The following is a 13,892-nucleotide window of genomic DNA, read 5'->3' as shown; positions in this document are numbered from 1 at the left end:
GGTTGGCCACCACATGCTCGGGCCCCTCCTGCCAGACCTAGTCTCGCGGTCATGCCGACGACGCCAGCCCTGCTCGACCTGTCCGGACGCACGGCCCTGGTGACCGGCGCCGCGAGCGGGATCGGGGCCGCCTGCGTGGACCGCCTGGCGGCCGCGGGCGCCAAGGTCTATGCGGTCGACCGGGACGAGGCCGGGCTCGGGCGGTTCGAGGGCAGCGGCGTCGTGGCCCTGCCCACGGACCTCAGCGACCTCGACGCCGTGGACGCCCTGCCCGGCGACGTCGACGTGCTCGTCAACAACGCGGGCATCCAGCACGTCGCGCCGATCCACGAGTTCCCCACCGAGACCTGGGACCTGATCCTGCGGCTCATGCTCACCTCCCCGTTCCGCCTCGTGCGCCGGGTGCTGCCGCACATGTACGAGCAGCAGTGGGGCCGCGTCGTCAACGTCTCGAGCGTGCACGGGCTGCGCGCCAGCGAGTTCAAGGCCGCCTACGTCTCGGCGAAGCACGGCCTGGAGGGCCTGTCCAAGGTCACCGCGCTCGAGGGCGGCGGACGCGGAGTCACGAGCAACTGCGTCAACCCGGCGTACGTGCGGACCCCGTTGGTGGAGAAGCAGATCGCCGACCAGGCGCGCACCCACGGCATCCCCGAGGACGAGGTCGTCGGCACGGTCATGCTCGACCCGGTTGCGGTCAAGCGCCTCGTCGAGCCGCCCGAGGTCGCCGAGCTCGTGGCGTTCCTCTGCTCCCCCGCTGCCGACTCGGTGTCCGGGGCGTCCTTCGCGATGGACGGCGGGTGGACGGCCCACTGACGGCCACCGCTCCCCTAGGATCCCGGGCGATGGCCGAGCACCGCGACGACCCCGCGATGACGCTGCTGCGCCTGCTGGCCGAGGGGGCGCCCGCGTCCGAGCTCGGTGCTGTCCGTGACGAGTCCGGCGAGGCCCGCGAGCTCGCGCTGCGGGTGCGGGCAGCCTTCGACTCCCGGCGCCGCCGCGAGGCCGAGCTGACGGCCCTGGTCGAGACCGCGCGCGACCTGGCGTCGCTGCGCGACCCGGCCGGTCTCCTGGAGGCGATCGTGCGCCGCGCCCGGGCCCTCCTGGGCACGGACGTGAGCTACCTGACGCTGTACGACGCCCAGGCCGGCGACACGTTCATGCGGGCGACCGACGGGTCCGTGAGCGTCGAGTTCCAGAACGTCCGGCTCTCCCTCGGTGACGGCCTCGGCGGCCTGGTCGCCTCGACGCACAAGCCGTACTGGAGCGCCGACTACCTGCACGACCACCGGTTCCAGCACACCGGGACCATCGACAGCGCCGTCGGCGACGAGGGCCTCGTGTCGATCTGCGGCACGCCGCTCGTGGTCGAGGACGAGTTCGTCGGCGTCCTCTTCGCGGCGAACCGGTCGCCCCGCCCGTTCTCCCCCGACCAGGTCGCGCTGCTCGGGTCGCTCGCGGCCCTGGCGGCCGTCTCGATCGTGCAGACCCGCAGCGCCGAGGAGGTGCGTCGCCACACCTCGGGAGTCGAGCGCGCCGCGGCGGCCCACGACCGCTTCGCCGAGCTCGTGCTCGCCGGCGGCGGCGTGGACGACATCACCAAGGCGCTGGGCGACCTGCTCGGCGGCTGGGTCGTCTTCGTCGACTCCGAGGGCGAGGCCCAGAGCAGCCACGGCCCCGTCCCCTCCGCGACCGACAAGGGCGGCCCGGCGCTGTCGGACTCCCCCGCCGTCCGCGAGACCTCGGGCACCGGCCGCCTCGCGCACGACGCCGCGCGCGACCAGTGGGCGATCGCGGTGAAGGCGCCGCAGACGCCGCTCGGCGCTCTCGTCCTCGGCGGCGCCGGCGTGCTCGACGACGCCGACCGCCGCACCATGGAGCGCGCCGCCGTCGTGTGCGCGCTGGTGCTCCTGTTCGAGCGCACCGCCGCCGAGGCCGAGCAGCGCGTCCGCACCGACCTCGTCAGCGACCTGGTCAGCGGCCGGGGCGACCCGCAGACGCTCGCCGCCCGGGCGCGGTCGCAGGGCGTCGACCCCACCACCCCGCTGACCGTCCTCGTCGCCCACGCCGACGACCAGACACCTCGCCGCACGCTCCTGCTGGCCTCCCACGCGGCTGCCGGGCCGGGCTCGGTGGTCGGTGAGCACGACGGCAACGTCGTGGCGCTGCTGCCGACCGACGACCCGCACGCCGCCGCGGTCCAGCTCGCCAAGCGGCTCGCCCGGCTCGGCGCCGTCACCGTCGGCGCGGCCGGTCCCGTGGCGGTCGGCGGCGACCTCCCGGCGGCCTGGCGTGAGGCGGTGCGCACCCTGGACGCCCTCGTGGCCCTCGGCCTGCACGGCCACGGCGCCTCCTCGGCCCACCTGGGCTTCGCCGGCCTGGTGGTCGGGTCCACGCCGGACATCGACGGGTACGTCCGGGCCCAGCTCGGCCCGCTGCTCGACTACGACGCCAAGCGGGGCTCGGAGCTCGTCAAGACGCTCCAGGCCTACTTCGACGCCGGCGGCAGCCCGCGGCACGCGGCGACGGCGCTGCACGTGCACGTCAACACGGTGAGCCAGCGCCTCGAGCGCATCACGGCACTCCTTGGGGGCGACTGGCAGCGCCCGGACGCCGCCCTGGAGCTGCAGCTCGCGCTGCGGCTGCGGCTGCTCAGCGAAGGCGCTCGGCGAGCGACGTAGCCACGGCGTCGGCGGTGAGGCCGAGCTCCTCGAGCAGCTCACCGCGCGACGCGTGGTGGAGGAACTGCTTCGGTATGCCGTGCAGGTGCACGGGCACGTCGAGGCCGGCCTGTCGCAGCGCCAGGGTCACGGCCGCGCCGATCCCGCCGCTGACCAGGTTGTCCTCGACGACGGCCACCGCGGCGGCGGACCGCGCGAGCTCGACGAGGTCGTCGCTGACCGGCAGGACCCACCGCGGGTCGACCGCGGTGACGCTGTGTCCCTGGGCCTCGAGCTTGGCGGCCACGTCGACGGCCAGCGAGGCGAAGACGCCCACGCCGACGACGAGCAGCTCGCAGGAGTCGGCGGAGGTCTCGTGCAGCACGTCGACGCTGCCGTGCGTGCGGACGGACGGCACGGCCGGCCCGACGTCGCCCTTGGGGAAGCGCAGCACGGTCGGGGCGTCGGAGACCTCGAGCGCCTCACGCAGCTGCAGGCGCACCTGCTGGCCGTCGCGCGGGGCCGCGAGCCGCAGCCCGGGGACGACCGACGCGAGCGTCATGTCCCACATGCCGTTGTGCGAGGCCCCGTCGGACCCGGTGACGCCCGCCCGGTCGAGGACGAACGTGACGCCGGCGTGGTGCAGCGCAGCGTCCATGAGCAGCTGGTCGAAGGCCCGGTTGAGGAACGTGGCGTACACGGCGACGACGGGGTGCATCCCGGCATACGCCAGGCCGCTGGCCATCGTCACGGCGTGCTGCTCGGCGATGCCCACGTCGAACACACGGTCGGGGTACGCGGCGGCGAAGCCGTCGAGCCCGACAGGGATGAGCATGGCGGCCGTCAGGGCGACGACGTCGTCGCGCTCCCTGCCGACCGCGACCATCTCGTCGTTGAACTCGTCGGTCCAGATGCGGCCGCTGACCTCGAACGGCAGGCCGGTCTCGGGGTTGAACTTGCCGACGCCGTGGAACTGGTCGGCCTCGTCGTTGCGGGCGGGGGCGTAGCCGCGGCCCTTCTGCGTGATGACGTGGACGAGTACCGGGCCGCCGAACGACCGCGCCCGGCGCAGGGCCTGCTCGACGGCCTGCTCGTCGTGGCCGTCGACCGGGCCGAGGTACTTCAGGCCCAGGTCCTCGAACATCCCCTGCGGGGCGACGATGTCCTTGATGCCCTTCTTCATGCCGTGCAACGTCTCGTACATCGCGCCGCCGACGACCGGGGTCCGCGAGAGGGTGCTCTTGCCCCAGTCGAGGAAGCGCTCGTACCCGCGGGTGGTGCGCAGCGTCGCGAGGTGCTCGGCGAGGCCGCCGATGGTCGGGGCGTAGGAGCGCTCGTTGTCGTTGACGACGATGGTGAGCGGCAGGTCCTTGTCGGCGGCGATGTTGTTGATCGCCTCCCACGCCATGCCGCCGGTGAGGGCGCCGTCACCGATGACGGCCACGGTGTGGCGGCCGCGCTCTCCGCGCAGGCGACGGGCCTTGGCGATGCCGTCGGCCCAGGACAGCGCGGTGCTGGCGTGGCTGTTCTCGACGACGTCGTGCTCGGACTCGGCGCGGCTCGGGTAGCCGGACAGGCCGCCGCTCTTCTTCAGCCGGCTGAAGTCGTGCCGCCCGGTGAGCAGCTTGTGCACGTACGACTGGTGCCCGGTGTCGAAGACGATCGTGTCCTTCGGGCTGTCGAACACGCGGTGCAGGGCGATGGTGAGCTCGACGACGCCGAGGTTCGGGCCGAGGTGACCACCGGTCTTGGAGACCTCGGTGACGAGGAACGTGCGGATCTCCTCGGCCAGCGCCGGGAGCTGGGCAGGCGTCAGCGCCTTGAGGTCTGCCGGGCTCGCGATCGTCTCGAGCAGTCCCACAGGGTGCGTCCTTTCGCCGTGCTGCGTCCTTCGCGGACCCGTGCTGCGTCCTGGGGGGAACGCCCGAGTCTAAGCCGTCACCACCACGGAGACCGAGTCGGGCAGCCCCTCCACGTGCACGCCGCCGTCACGGTCGACGACCACGGAGAACGAGGTCGCGCCCCACCTCAGCCCCCGCACCCGCAGGCTGCCGAACGGCGGCGTGGCGGGCGGCCGCACGACGAGCTCCCCGTTCGGCACGTCGGCACGCAGGCCGAGGGCGGTCGTGACGAGCGCGCCGACCGACGCGGCGGACCACGCCTGGGGTCGGCAGGACGCGGGGTACGGCGCCGGGCTCTCGATGACGGGCAGGCCGGAGTAGAGCTCGGGCCACCTGCGGTCGAACGCGGTCCCGGAGCCGACGAGGGCCTGCGCCAGGGTTCCCGCGAGATCGCCGAAGCCCTCACGCGAGAGCCCCACCGCGGCGATGGCGGTGTCGTGGGTCCAGATCGAGCCGGTGTGGTAGCCGATGGGGTTGAACCCGCCGGTGTCGGTCGACATGGTCCGGACGCCGAACCGGTCGAGCAGACCGGGCGAGGTGAGGCGCTGGGCCACGAGGGCGGCCTCGTCCGCGGTCACCGCGCCCGTGCCGAGGACGTGGCCCATGTTCGAGCCGACGCCGTCGACCGGCGCCCCGCTGCCGTCCAGGGCCATGGCGAGGTAGCGCCCCTGGTCGTCCTCGACCCAGAACCGGTCTCGGACCCGCGCCGCCACGTCCTGCGCCTGCCCCGCCCACCGACCGGCGTCGTCGGCGCCCAGCGCCTCGAGCAGGTCGGCCGCGCCGGCGAGCGCCTCCACGGCATACGCCTGGGCCTCCACCAGCGCGATGGGGGCGTCGGCGATGCGGCCGTCGCGCATCCGCATCGAGTCGCCGGAGTCCTTCCACCCCTGGTTGGCCAGGCCGTGGCCCGTGGTGTCGATGTACTTGAGCAGGCCGTCGGTGTCGGGCCGGCCGGGTCCGGTGAGCCAGTCCAGCGCGGCGTCCAGGTTCGGCAGCAGCGCGCGGACCTCGTCCTCGGGAAGGCCCCACCGCCACGCGTCGACGAGCAGGCAGACCCACAGCGCCGTCGCGTCGACCGTGCCGTAGTAGAGCGGCGGGAGCTGGAGCGCGTGGCCGGCCGCGCCGTATGCCGTGCGGCGCACCTCGTGCGCGATCTTGCCGGGCTGCTCGGCGGAGTCCGGGTCGTCCTTCGTGCCCTGGCGTCGCGCGAGGGAGCGCAGCGTGCCGGCTGCGAGCTCGGTGCCGAAGGGCAGCATGAGCCGTGCCGCCCAGATGGAGTCACGGCCGAAGAGCGTGAGGTACCAAGGGGTTCCGGCCGCGGCGAAGACGTCGGCGCGGTCGAGGGGGTCCCTCAGGAGGAGGTGGCGGAGGTCGGCCATCGACTCGGCCACGAGCGGTGCCAGTCGGGGGTCGTCCGCCTCGACGACCACGTCGTCCCACGTGACCGCGTCGAGCCCGGGGTCGGCGTCGAGCGCGCTCTCCGTCCGCCGTGTCGTCCCGACGCGAACCACCAGCTCCAGGGAGTCGCCGGGCGGCAGGTCGAAGGGGTGCTCGTAGACGGCCGCGCCTGCCTCGACCCGCGGCGACGCCCCTGCCTCGACGGTCACGCGGTGACGAGGGGCCTCCAGGAGCACGCGGGCGCCGTCGACGGACGGTGCCAGCGGGGGCTGGTCGACCTGACCTGCTTTGACCGTGGCCATGTCGGCACCATCGGCCTCGAGCTCGACCCGCAGGACCGAGCTCACCGTCGTGGCCGCCCGGGAGACGACGCGGATCGTCTCGACCAGACCGGCCTCGACGAGCTCCCTGCTGCGCCGGACCTCGACGGTCGGGTCCGCGCCGGGGTTGCCGAGGTCCCGGGCCGAGGAGAGGAACTGGGCCCTGCCGGCGCGCGCCTCCCCGGCGACCAGGCTCGGCTCGTCGCCGCCCACGGTCACGCGCAGGCCGCTGAGCACCCGCTCGTCGTCCACGTAGAGGCCGTGCGCCGTGCCGGGGAGGAGCTGGCCGTCCTCCCCGGACAGGGCCGTCACGTTGCCGCGGACGGTGATCGCCAGGTCGTGCAGCCACGGCTGGCGGTGTCGAGTGGGCATGCGGGCGGCTCCTTCGGGTCGGTGTGCGTCGTACCGGGCGTGGTGGCACGCGGTGCTGCCACCTTCTCAGGTGGCGGACCGTCCGCCGAGCCGGGACTCCGGCAACTTCTTGACGACGCAGTCGCTGTCGGTCATTCTTCCGGTGGACACGGATTTGAACGTTCCAATCGGTGTCCGGGGCAACCGTCCCACCACCGACGATCACTTCGCAAGGGAGCGACGTGGCACCGAGAGCGACCCGGCAGGGCGAGCGCGTGACGATCGTCGACGTCGCCGCCGCGGCCGGCGTGTCGCGCCAGACGGTGAGCAACGCGCTCAACAAGCCGCACCTGCTCGCGCCCGAGACTCTCGCCAAGGTGCACGCGGCGGTCGAGCAGCTCGGCTTCGCCCCCAACGCCGCCGCCCAGCAGCTGCGCCGCCGCCGTGCGAGCGCCTACGGGTTCGAGGTCAACCCGTGGGGGGTCGAGCGGATGGGGCACATCCTCGACGGGTTCCTCGTCGAGATGACGGTGGCGGCGCCGGGCCACGCCGCGCACCTCGTCACCTTCGCCCCCGAGCCGGACTCGCTCATCGAGGGCTACGAGCGGCTCCTCGGCAGCGGGCTCGTCGACGGGTTCGTGCTCGGCGACACCCGGCACGGCGACCCCCGGCCGGACTGGCTGCTCGCGCAGGACGTGGCGTTCGTGTCCTTCGGTCGCATCTGGGACCGCCCCGACCTGGACTGCTGGGTGGACGTCGACGGCCGCGCGGGCATGCGCATGGGCGTCGAGCACCTGCTCTCGCAGGGGTACGAGCACGTGGCGTGGCTCGGCTGGCCCGAGGGCTCCCCCGTCGGCGAGGACCGTCGCGCCGGCTGGCTCGACGCCCTCACGACCTCCGGGCACGAGGACGACGCGTCGCTCACGGCCGAGTCGGTGCAGGACCTGGCCCGAGCCACTGCCGCCGCCGAGCGGCTGGTCGACGGGATGGCGGGCCGCGGGGCGATCCTGTGCGCCTCGGACCTGCTGGCCCTCGGAGCGGTCCGCGCGATCCAGGCCCGGGGCCTGCGGCTCGGTACCGACATCGGCGTCGTCGGCTTCGACGACTCCGACGTCGCCGAAGCGCTCTCCATCACGAGCCTGCGGCAGCCTCTGCACGCGGCGGCCGAGGCCGCCTGGGGCATCCTCCAGCGCGGCGCGCCCGAGGGCGAGGCAGCTGCGCGGACCGCTCTCCTCCCACCCACCCTGACCATCCGTGCGAGCAGCACACGAGACCCGTCCGGCACCCCCACCGGGCGCACCACCCGAAGGAGCAGTTCATGAGGCGCACCCCCATCCTCGCCGTCGCGTTGGCGGCCACCTCCGCACTGGCGCTGAGCGCCTGTGGCGGCGGCGGCTTCAGCAGCAGCACGGCCACCCAGAACACCAAGAAGGGCCCGGTCAAGCTCACCGTCATGATCGGCAGCTCCGGCGACGCCGAGACCAAGGCCGTCAAGGACGCGACGGCCGCGTGGGCGTCGAAGACCGGCAACACCGTCGAGGTCATCGCGGCCTCCGACCTCGGCCAGCAGCTCGGCCAGGCGTTCGCGAGCTCGACCCCGCCGGACCTCTTCTACACCGACGCCTCGAAGATCGGCACGTACGCCAAGGCGGGCAACCTGTACGCCTACGGCGACCAGGTCAAGGACGCCGGCTTCGTCGACTCCCTGGTGAAGACGTTCACCTACGACGGCAAGTTCTACTGCGCCCCCAAGGACTCCTCGACCCTGGCGCTGGAGATCAACACCGACCTGTGGCAGAAGGCCGGCCTCACCGACGCCGACGTCCCCAAGGACTGGGCCGGCCTCGAGACCGTCGCCAAGAAGCTCACCAAGGGCAATGTCACGGGCCTGGTCATCGGCAACGACATCAACCGCTCCGGCGCGTTCATGAAGCAGGCCGGGGGCTGGGTCGTCAGCGACGGCAAGATGAGCGCGGACGCACCCGGGAACCTCCAGGGCCTGCAAGAGGTGCAGAAGATGATGAAGGAGGGGTCCCTCAAGTTCAACACCCAGACCAAGCCTGCCGCCGGCTGGGGTGGCGAGGCGTTCGGCAAGGGCCTGGCCGCCATGACGATCGAGGGCAACTGGATCGCCGGTGGCATGAAGGACTACCCCAACATCAAGTACAAGACGGTGGAGCTCCCGGCCGGCCCGGCCGGCAAGGGCACGCTGCTGTTCAGCAACTGCTGGGGCATCGCGGCCAAGTCCCCCAACCAGGCCCAGGCGGTCGAGCTGGTCAAGTCGCTCATCACGCCCGAGCAGCAGATGAAGTTCGCCGACGCGTTCGGCGTCATGCCCTCGACCACCGAGGGACTGCAGCAGTTCTCGGCGAAGTACCCGGACAGCAAGGCGTTCGTCGACGGCGCGGCATACGGCCAGGGCCCGGTGAACCTCCCGGGTCTGGACGACGTGATCGGCAAGTTCAACAGCCAGCTCGCGACCCTGACCGGCACCTCCGGTGACCCCAAGGCGTGGCTGTCCGACCTGCAGAAGAACGGCTCGGCAGCGCTCGGCGGCTGACCCGTCCCCGACCGCGGGCGGCGTGCGAGCGACCCCCGACGCCTCGCACGCCGCCCGCCACCACTCCTGACCCACCACCGCAATCCCGTTCCACCCGGCCGCCGCGCGGCAGCACGCCCCAGGAGGACCCATGACCCAGCTCGGCAGCAGCGCCAACCAGGCGGTGCGCACGGAGGCCCTGACAGCGACTGCCCGCGCTCCCCGCGGGCGGGGTGGCCGAGGCGCGCCCGGCGGCCGGGGAGGCAGCAGGGGCAAGGGGATCCGGAGTGGCGAGGGCGTGGCCGGCTGGGTGTTCGTGAGCCCGATGATCGTCATCCTGGGGCTGTTCATGGTGGTCCCGATCGTCATGGCCCTCTGGGTCAGCCTCACCAGCTGGAACGGCTCGGTGAACCCGTTCGGCGGTGGCCCGGGGGCCGAGTTCGTCGGGGTGCGGAACTACAGCGACCTCTTCGCACGCGACGGCCTCACCCGCTCCAACTTCATGCAGTCGATCGGCAACACCTTCTGGTACGTGCTGTTCGTCGTGCCCCTCCAGACGGTCCTGGCCCTGGGGCTGGCACTGCTGGTGAACAACCGGATGCTCAAGGCCAAGGGCTTCTTCCGCACCGCGTTCTACTTCCCGTCGGTGACGAGCTCGATCGCCATCTCGACGGTGTTCCTGTTCCTGTTCTCCGCCACCGGCGCCGTCAACGCCCTCCTGGGTGCCATCGGCGCCGGTCAGCCCAACTGGTTCACCGACGACCGCGGCCTGGTCCACCTGCTCCTCAGCGCCGTCGGCGTCGACAACCCCGGGTGGGCTCAGGGCGAGATCCTCGGCCGCTCCCTGTGGGACTGGGTCGCCGGGCCGTCCGTCGCGCTCAGCGTCATCATCATCCTCGTCGTGTGGACGACGTCGGGGACCTTCATGCTCATGTTCATCGCGGCGCTGCAGGACCTGCCCGTCGAGATCGACGAGGCCGCGGCCCTCGACGGCACGAGCGGTTGGCAGAAGCTGCGCCACATCACGATCCCGATGATCCGGCCGACCCTCTTCCTCGTCATCACCCTCGGGCTCATCGGTACCTGGCAGGTCTTCGACCAGATCTACGTCATGGGCAAGGGCAACCCCAACGGCACGACGCTGACGCCGGCATACCTCAGCTACCAGCAGAGCTTCGGCAACTTCAAGTACGGCTCGGGAGCTGCCATGGCGTTCGTCGTCTTCGCGATCATCGTGGTGCTCACGCGGATCCAGCGCTGGGTGCTGACCGACAAGGACGAGCGTCGACCACTGCTGCGCCGGTCGAAGGCGGTGGCCCGGTGAACCGCCGAACCAGCCCGCTGCGGCAGGTGCTGCTCTACGTGGCCCTCGCGCTCTTCTCGGTCCTGTTCATCTACCCGTTCCTCATCCAGATCGCGACGTCGTTCAAGACCGACCCGGACGCCGCGGCCCATCCCCTGTCCCTGGTCCCCAACCCCTTCGACCTGCACGCGTGGAAGCAGATCTTCGGGCAGGGCGCCGGCAGCGTGCCGTTCATGCGGTGGCTGTCGAACTCCGTGGTCATCGCCGTCGTCGTCACGGTGGGTCGCGTCTTCCTCGACAGCCTGGCCGGGTATGCGTTGTCCCGCCTCAGGTTCCGCGGGCGCGGCTTCGTCTTCGCGGCCCTGCTGGCCGTGATGAGCGTGCCCAGCGTCGCGCTGCTCATCCCGAAGTTCCTCATGGTCAACTACCTCGGGATCTACGACACGTATGCCGCGATGATCCTGCCCCTGATCGTCGACGGGGCGGGCGTCTTCATCATGAAGCAGTTCTTCGACTCGGTGCCTGTCTCGATCGAGGAGGCCGCCCGGATGGACGGCGCCAGCATCTTCCGCACGTTCTGGTCGGTGGTCCTGCCGATGGCCCGGCCGGCCCTCATCACGCTGACGATCCTGTCGTTCCAGGGGTCGTGGAACGAGTTCTCGCACTTCCTCGTCGTCACGCGTGGCACCCCCGAGCACATGACCCTGGTGACCGGCCTCGCCAGCCTCGTCAGCGGCCAGCTGGGCACGGGGACGCAGTACCCGCTCAAGCTGGGCGCGGCCCTGCTCACGACGATCCCGGTCGCCGTCCTCTTCTTCGCCCTGCAGCGCCACTTCATCCGCGGCGCCAACGAGGGCGGCGTCAAGGGCTGACATCCATGCGCGAGACCTATGGTTGGGCGCATGACGACCTTCCGCACAGTGCTCGAGTCGACGGGTGGCAACAACGTGGGCATCGTCGTTCCCGAGGAAACGGTGCTGTCCTTCAACCGCGGCAAGCGAGTACCCGTCGTGGTGACGATCGACGGCGGCTACACGTACAGGACGACCGTCGGGGTGATGGGCGGCCGCTACCTCGTCTCCTTCAACGCGGAGACCCGTAAGCAGACGGGGCGTGGCGCGGGCGACGAGGTCGAGGTGGAGCTGGTGGCCGACCCGGACCGCTGAGGCGCGGGGTTCCACCCGCGTGGCCACCGACCAGCGGGGCGGATCACATCGGGGAGACGTCGAAGTCCTGCATGCGGGCCTCCCGGGAGGTGCCGTCCTTGAGCGTGATCCGCACAGTCGGGTTCGGGGGTCCGAACGAAGGGATCAACGACTGCCGACCCGGCCACCAAGCGGCGAAGTAGCCGTCCTTCAGGGTCGACTCCACGTCGCCGATGTCCGTGACGATCGACACGGAGGCGACGTCGGCTCCTGCCTTGCCGGTGACCTCGAACGCGACGTCCCCGTTGTCGTTGGTCATCGGGCGAACGCTGTTCGTCACGAGACCCGCCGATGGAGGGTCTTGCGTCAAGGTGCCCTCGTAGCCTCCGACCATGACCAGGCGGCTTGCGTCGGGGTTCTCCACCAGGCACGTGGCTTCGTGCCCGTCAGCACGCGTCAAGACGGTGTACGCGTAGCTGCCGCGCAGCTCGACGAGCCTGATGAGGTACCCCGTCCCGCTGAGGTGCGACATGCAGTCCCAGCCCAACCGGGCTTGCTGTTGGGGGCTGGCAACGCGTGCGGCCGGCGTCCACGAGGCGTATGCCGTGCCGCCTCTCGCGAAGTCGACGAGGACGGCGCCCCCCACCAACACCGTTCCCGCCGCAACGGCGTACTTCAGGACCTGGCGCGCAGCCAGGCGGGCCGGCGGCGCAGGCAGCTGCGTCTCGTTCATGATCCGGCTCAACGTCCGACGCGCGTGCGGGCTCCTCACGAGGTCATCGGGAACGCCCCTCGCGGCATCGCGTCCTCGTGACCGACCTCGGCCGCATCCAGGTCCGTCGGGTCGCACACCCGGACACGCAGGGCGAGGTCCCGACGGTTGCTCGCCATCAGGAGGTTGCGGGCGATACCGAACAACCATGCCCGCGCGTCGCCCAACTCACGGGGCAGGTCGGCCGACCGTCGCCAGGCGACGGCGAGGGCCTCCGCCGCGATCTCCTCCGCCCGCTGCGGTTCGGTCCGCCGCGCGGCGAACCTCACCAGATCGGCATAGGTCGCCTCGAACACCTCGACGAACCACTCCCCTGTGTCCCTCACGCCCTGATCATGTCGCCTGGACCGGAAGTGTTTCGTCCGAATTCGACGCACCGCGCCGGCGACCGCGTCGTCCCCGGCGGGAAGGCACCCCCTCAGAGCCGGGGCACGTAGCGCTTGCCCTGCAAGGCGTCGTAGACCAGGCCGGCGCTGCGGCGAGCCGCCAACAGCCGCACACCCTCGGACTCGAGGTCGGCGAGCACCTGCGCGAGTCCCTCGTCGGTGAGGTGCTCACCGAGCTCGACGCGCACCTCGCGGTACGCCTGCCGCATCGCGACGAGCTGGGCGTCGATGTGGCGGGTCGCCAGCCAGGCGAGGGCCACCGGCTGGCGCCGCCACGAGGCGTAGAGCCGGTAGTCCGCCGGGCAGAAGTCGAGCAGCCACGACACCGCCGGCACCTGCCACCCCTCGGCTTCAGGGGGCGGGACGAGCGGCGGCCAGCCCGGCGGCACGGCTGCCGTCCTGGGCTGTCGATCGAACACATGTTCGAGTGTAGGACAGCTCCCCGGGAGCTGCGGAACGACCGGGAAATCAGGTCACGAACTGGCCGGAAGCGCTCCTACGCTGGATCCCATGGACACCTCCTCGCCCCAGCCCCAGTCCCCCACCACTGGCTCGCGCGAGCGCGACGACATCATCGAGACGCTGCGCCGCCACCGCGGCTTCCTGCGGTTCACCGTCCGCGGCATCACCGACGAGCAGGCCCGCACCCGGACCACCGTGAGCGAGCTGACCCTCGGCGGCCTCATCAAGCACGTGGCCGAGACCGAGGCGAACTGGGCCACGTTCATGACCGAGGGCGCCGGCACCGCGCCGGACATCGACTGGGCGTCGATCGACTGGCAGAACCCGCCGCCGGAGGTGGCCGCGTTCCAGGACTCCCACCGCCTCACCGCGGACGAGACCCTCGCCGGGCAGCTGGCCCGCTACGAGGAGGTCGCGGCCCGGACCGACGAGCTCGTCCGGACCCTCGACCTCGACACCGCGCACGAGCTGCCGAAGGCCCCGTGGTTCGAGCCAGGTGCGACGTGGACGGTCCGCCGGGCGGCGCTGCACGTCATCGCCGAGACGTCGCAGCACGCCGGCCACGCGGACATCATCCGCGAGGCGCTCGACGGCCAGAAGACAATGGGCTGAGGCGGATCCGCACCCCAGCCGGTGCCGGGCGGACCACGGGGTGGAC

Annotated in this window: 13 protein-coding genes; 8 read left to right on the top strand and 5 right to left on the bottom strand. The window is 71.9% G+C overall.

What is annotated here, in order from left to right:
- Nucleotides 1–51: 51 nt before the first annotated feature.
- A complete protein-coding gene (locus tag J2X64_RS15155; RefSeq protein ID WP_310156332.1) occupies nucleotides 52–813 on the top strand; it encodes a 3-hydroxybutyrate dehydrogenase in 762 nt (253 codons plus the stop codon).
- Nucleotides 814–842: 29 nt separating this feature from the next.
- Nucleotides 843–2,678 carry a helix-turn-helix domain-containing protein gene (locus tag J2X64_RS15150; RefSeq protein WP_310156331.1) on the top strand — a complete coding sequence of 612 codons (1,836 nt, stop codon included), beginning with the start codon at nucleotides 843–845 and terminating at the stop codon, nucleotides 2,676–2,678.
- On the opposite strand, the gene dxs is transcribed toward J2X64_RS15150, so the two are convergent.
- Nucleotides 2,650–4,518, bottom strand: a complete 1,869-nt coding sequence (gene dxs, locus J2X64_RS15145; protein WP_310156330.1) for a 1-deoxy-D-xylulose-5-phosphate synthase — start codon at nucleotides 4,516–4,518, stop codon at nucleotides 2,650–2,652. The two genes, J2X64_RS15150 and dxs, sit on opposite strands and share 29 nt — an antisense overlap.
- A 69-nt stretch (nucleotides 4,519–4,587) precedes the next feature.
- Nucleotides 4,588–6,648, bottom strand: coding sequence for a glycogen debranching N-terminal domain-containing protein (locus J2X64_RS15140; RefSeq protein ID WP_310156328.1), 2,061 nt, complete (start codon nucleotides 6,646–6,648; stop codon nucleotides 4,588–4,590).
- 254 nt (nucleotides 6,649–6,902) lie between these two features.
- On the opposite strand from J2X64_RS15140, the gene J2X64_RS15135 reads away from it, so the two are divergent.
- From J2X64_RS15135 to J2X64_RS15115, 5 genes are all read left to right on the top strand, one after another.
- On the top strand, nucleotides 6,903–7,949 hold the full coding sequence (locus J2X64_RS15135) for a substrate-binding domain-containing protein (RefSeq protein ID WP_310156326.1): 1,047 nt from the start codon (nucleotides 6,903–6,905) through the stop codon (nucleotides 7,947–7,949).
- A complete protein-coding gene (locus J2X64_RS15130) occupies nucleotides 7,946–9,187 on the top strand; it encodes an extracellular solute-binding protein (protein WP_310156324.1) in 1,242 nt (413 codons plus the stop codon). Before J2X64_RS15135 ends, J2X64_RS15130 begins: the two co-directional genes overlap by 4 nt.
- 130 nt (nucleotides 9,188–9,317) lie before the next feature.
- Complete coding sequence (locus tag J2X64_RS15125) at nucleotides 9,318–10,490, top strand: sugar ABC transporter permease (RefSeq protein ID WP_310156321.1); 1,173 nt, start codon at nucleotides 9,318–9,320, stop codon at nucleotides 10,488–10,490.
- The gene (locus J2X64_RS15120) at nucleotides 10,487–11,341 is read left to right on the top strand and encodes a carbohydrate ABC transporter permease (protein ID WP_310156319.1); all 855 of its coding nucleotides are present in this window, start codon (nucleotides 10,487–10,489) and stop codon (nucleotides 11,339–11,341) included. Before J2X64_RS15125 ends, J2X64_RS15120 begins: the two co-directional genes overlap by 4 nt.
- A gap of 30 nt (nucleotides 11,342–11,371) precedes the next feature.
- Nucleotides 11,372–11,635 carry a DUF1905 domain-containing protein gene (locus tag J2X64_RS15115; RefSeq protein WP_310156317.1) on the top strand — a complete coding sequence of 88 codons (264 nt, stop codon included), beginning with the start codon at nucleotides 11,372–11,374 and terminating at the stop codon, nucleotides 11,633–11,635.
- Nucleotides 11,636–11,678: 43 nt separating this feature from the next.
- Here J2X64_RS15115 and J2X64_RS15110 read toward each other — a convergent pair whose 3' ends face one another.
- The 3 genes from J2X64_RS15110 to J2X64_RS15100 all read right to left on the bottom strand — a co-directional run bounded on the left by J2X64_RS15110 (nucleotide 11,679) and on the right by J2X64_RS15100 (nucleotide 13,191).
- The gene (locus J2X64_RS15110) at nucleotides 11,679–12,347 is read right to left on the bottom strand and encodes a hypothetical protein (protein ID WP_310156314.1); all 669 of its coding nucleotides are present in this window, start codon (nucleotides 12,345–12,347) and stop codon (nucleotides 11,679–11,681) included.
- A gap of 35 nt (nucleotides 12,348–12,382) precedes the next feature.
- Entirely contained in the window at nucleotides 12,383–12,682 is a 300-nt protein-coding gene (locus J2X64_RS15105) for a sigma factor (RefSeq protein WP_310156311.1), read from the bottom strand.
- Nucleotides 12,683–12,804: 122 nt separating this feature from the next.
- Complete coding sequence (locus tag J2X64_RS15100) at nucleotides 12,805–13,191, bottom strand: hypothetical protein (protein WP_310156308.1); 387 nt, start codon at nucleotides 13,189–13,191, stop codon at nucleotides 12,805–12,807.
- Nucleotides 13,192–13,282: 91 nt separating this feature from the next.
- Here J2X64_RS15100 and J2X64_RS15095 point away from each other — a divergent pair, with 91 nt between their 5' ends.
- A complete protein-coding gene (locus J2X64_RS15095) occupies nucleotides 13,283–13,846 on the top strand; it encodes a DinB family protein (RefSeq protein WP_310156304.1) in 564 nt (187 codons plus the stop codon).
- Nucleotides 13,847–13,892 lie beyond the last annotated feature (46 nt).

The sequence above is a fragment of the Phycicoccus sp. 3266 genome (assembly GCF_031456495.1).
Lineage (GTDB): Bacteria > Actinomycetota > Actinomycetes > Actinomycetales > Dermatophilaceae > Pedococcus.
This window is presented reverse-complemented; position numbering and strand designations above follow the sequence as displayed.

Bases quoted from the DNA above. Each gene is read 5' to 3' on its own strand.
- J2X64_RS15155 (WP_310156332.1), top strand. From the start codon at position 52: ATGCCGACGACGCCAGCCCTGCTCGACCTGTCCGGACGCACGGCCCTG.
- J2X64_RS15150 (WP_310156331.1), top strand. From the start codon at position 843: ATGGCCGAGCACCGCGACGACCCCGCGATGACGCTGCTGCGCCTGCTG.
- J2X64_RS15140 (WP_310156328.1), bottom strand. From the start codon at position 6,648: ATGCCCACTCGACACCGCCAGCCGTGGCTGCACGACCTGGCGATCACC.
- J2X64_RS15130 (WP_310156324.1), top strand. From the start codon at position 7,946: ATGAGGCGCACCCCCATCCTCGCCGTCGCGTTGGCGGCCACCTCCGCA.
- J2X64_RS15125 (WP_310156321.1), top strand. From the start codon at position 9,318: ATGACCCAGCTCGGCAGCAGCGCCAACCAGGCGGTGCGCACGGAGGCC.
- J2X64_RS15115 (WP_310156317.1), top strand. From the start codon at position 11,372: ATGACGACCTTCCGCACAGTGCTCGAGTCGACGGGTGGCAACAACGTG.
- J2X64_RS15110 (WP_310156314.1), bottom strand. From the start codon at position 12,347: ATGAACGAGACGCAGCTGCCTGCGCCGCCGGCCCGCCTGGCTGCGCGC.
- J2X64_RS15095 (WP_310156304.1), top strand. From the start codon at position 13,283: ATGGACACCTCCTCGCCCCAGCCCCAGTCCCCCACCACTGGCTCGCGC.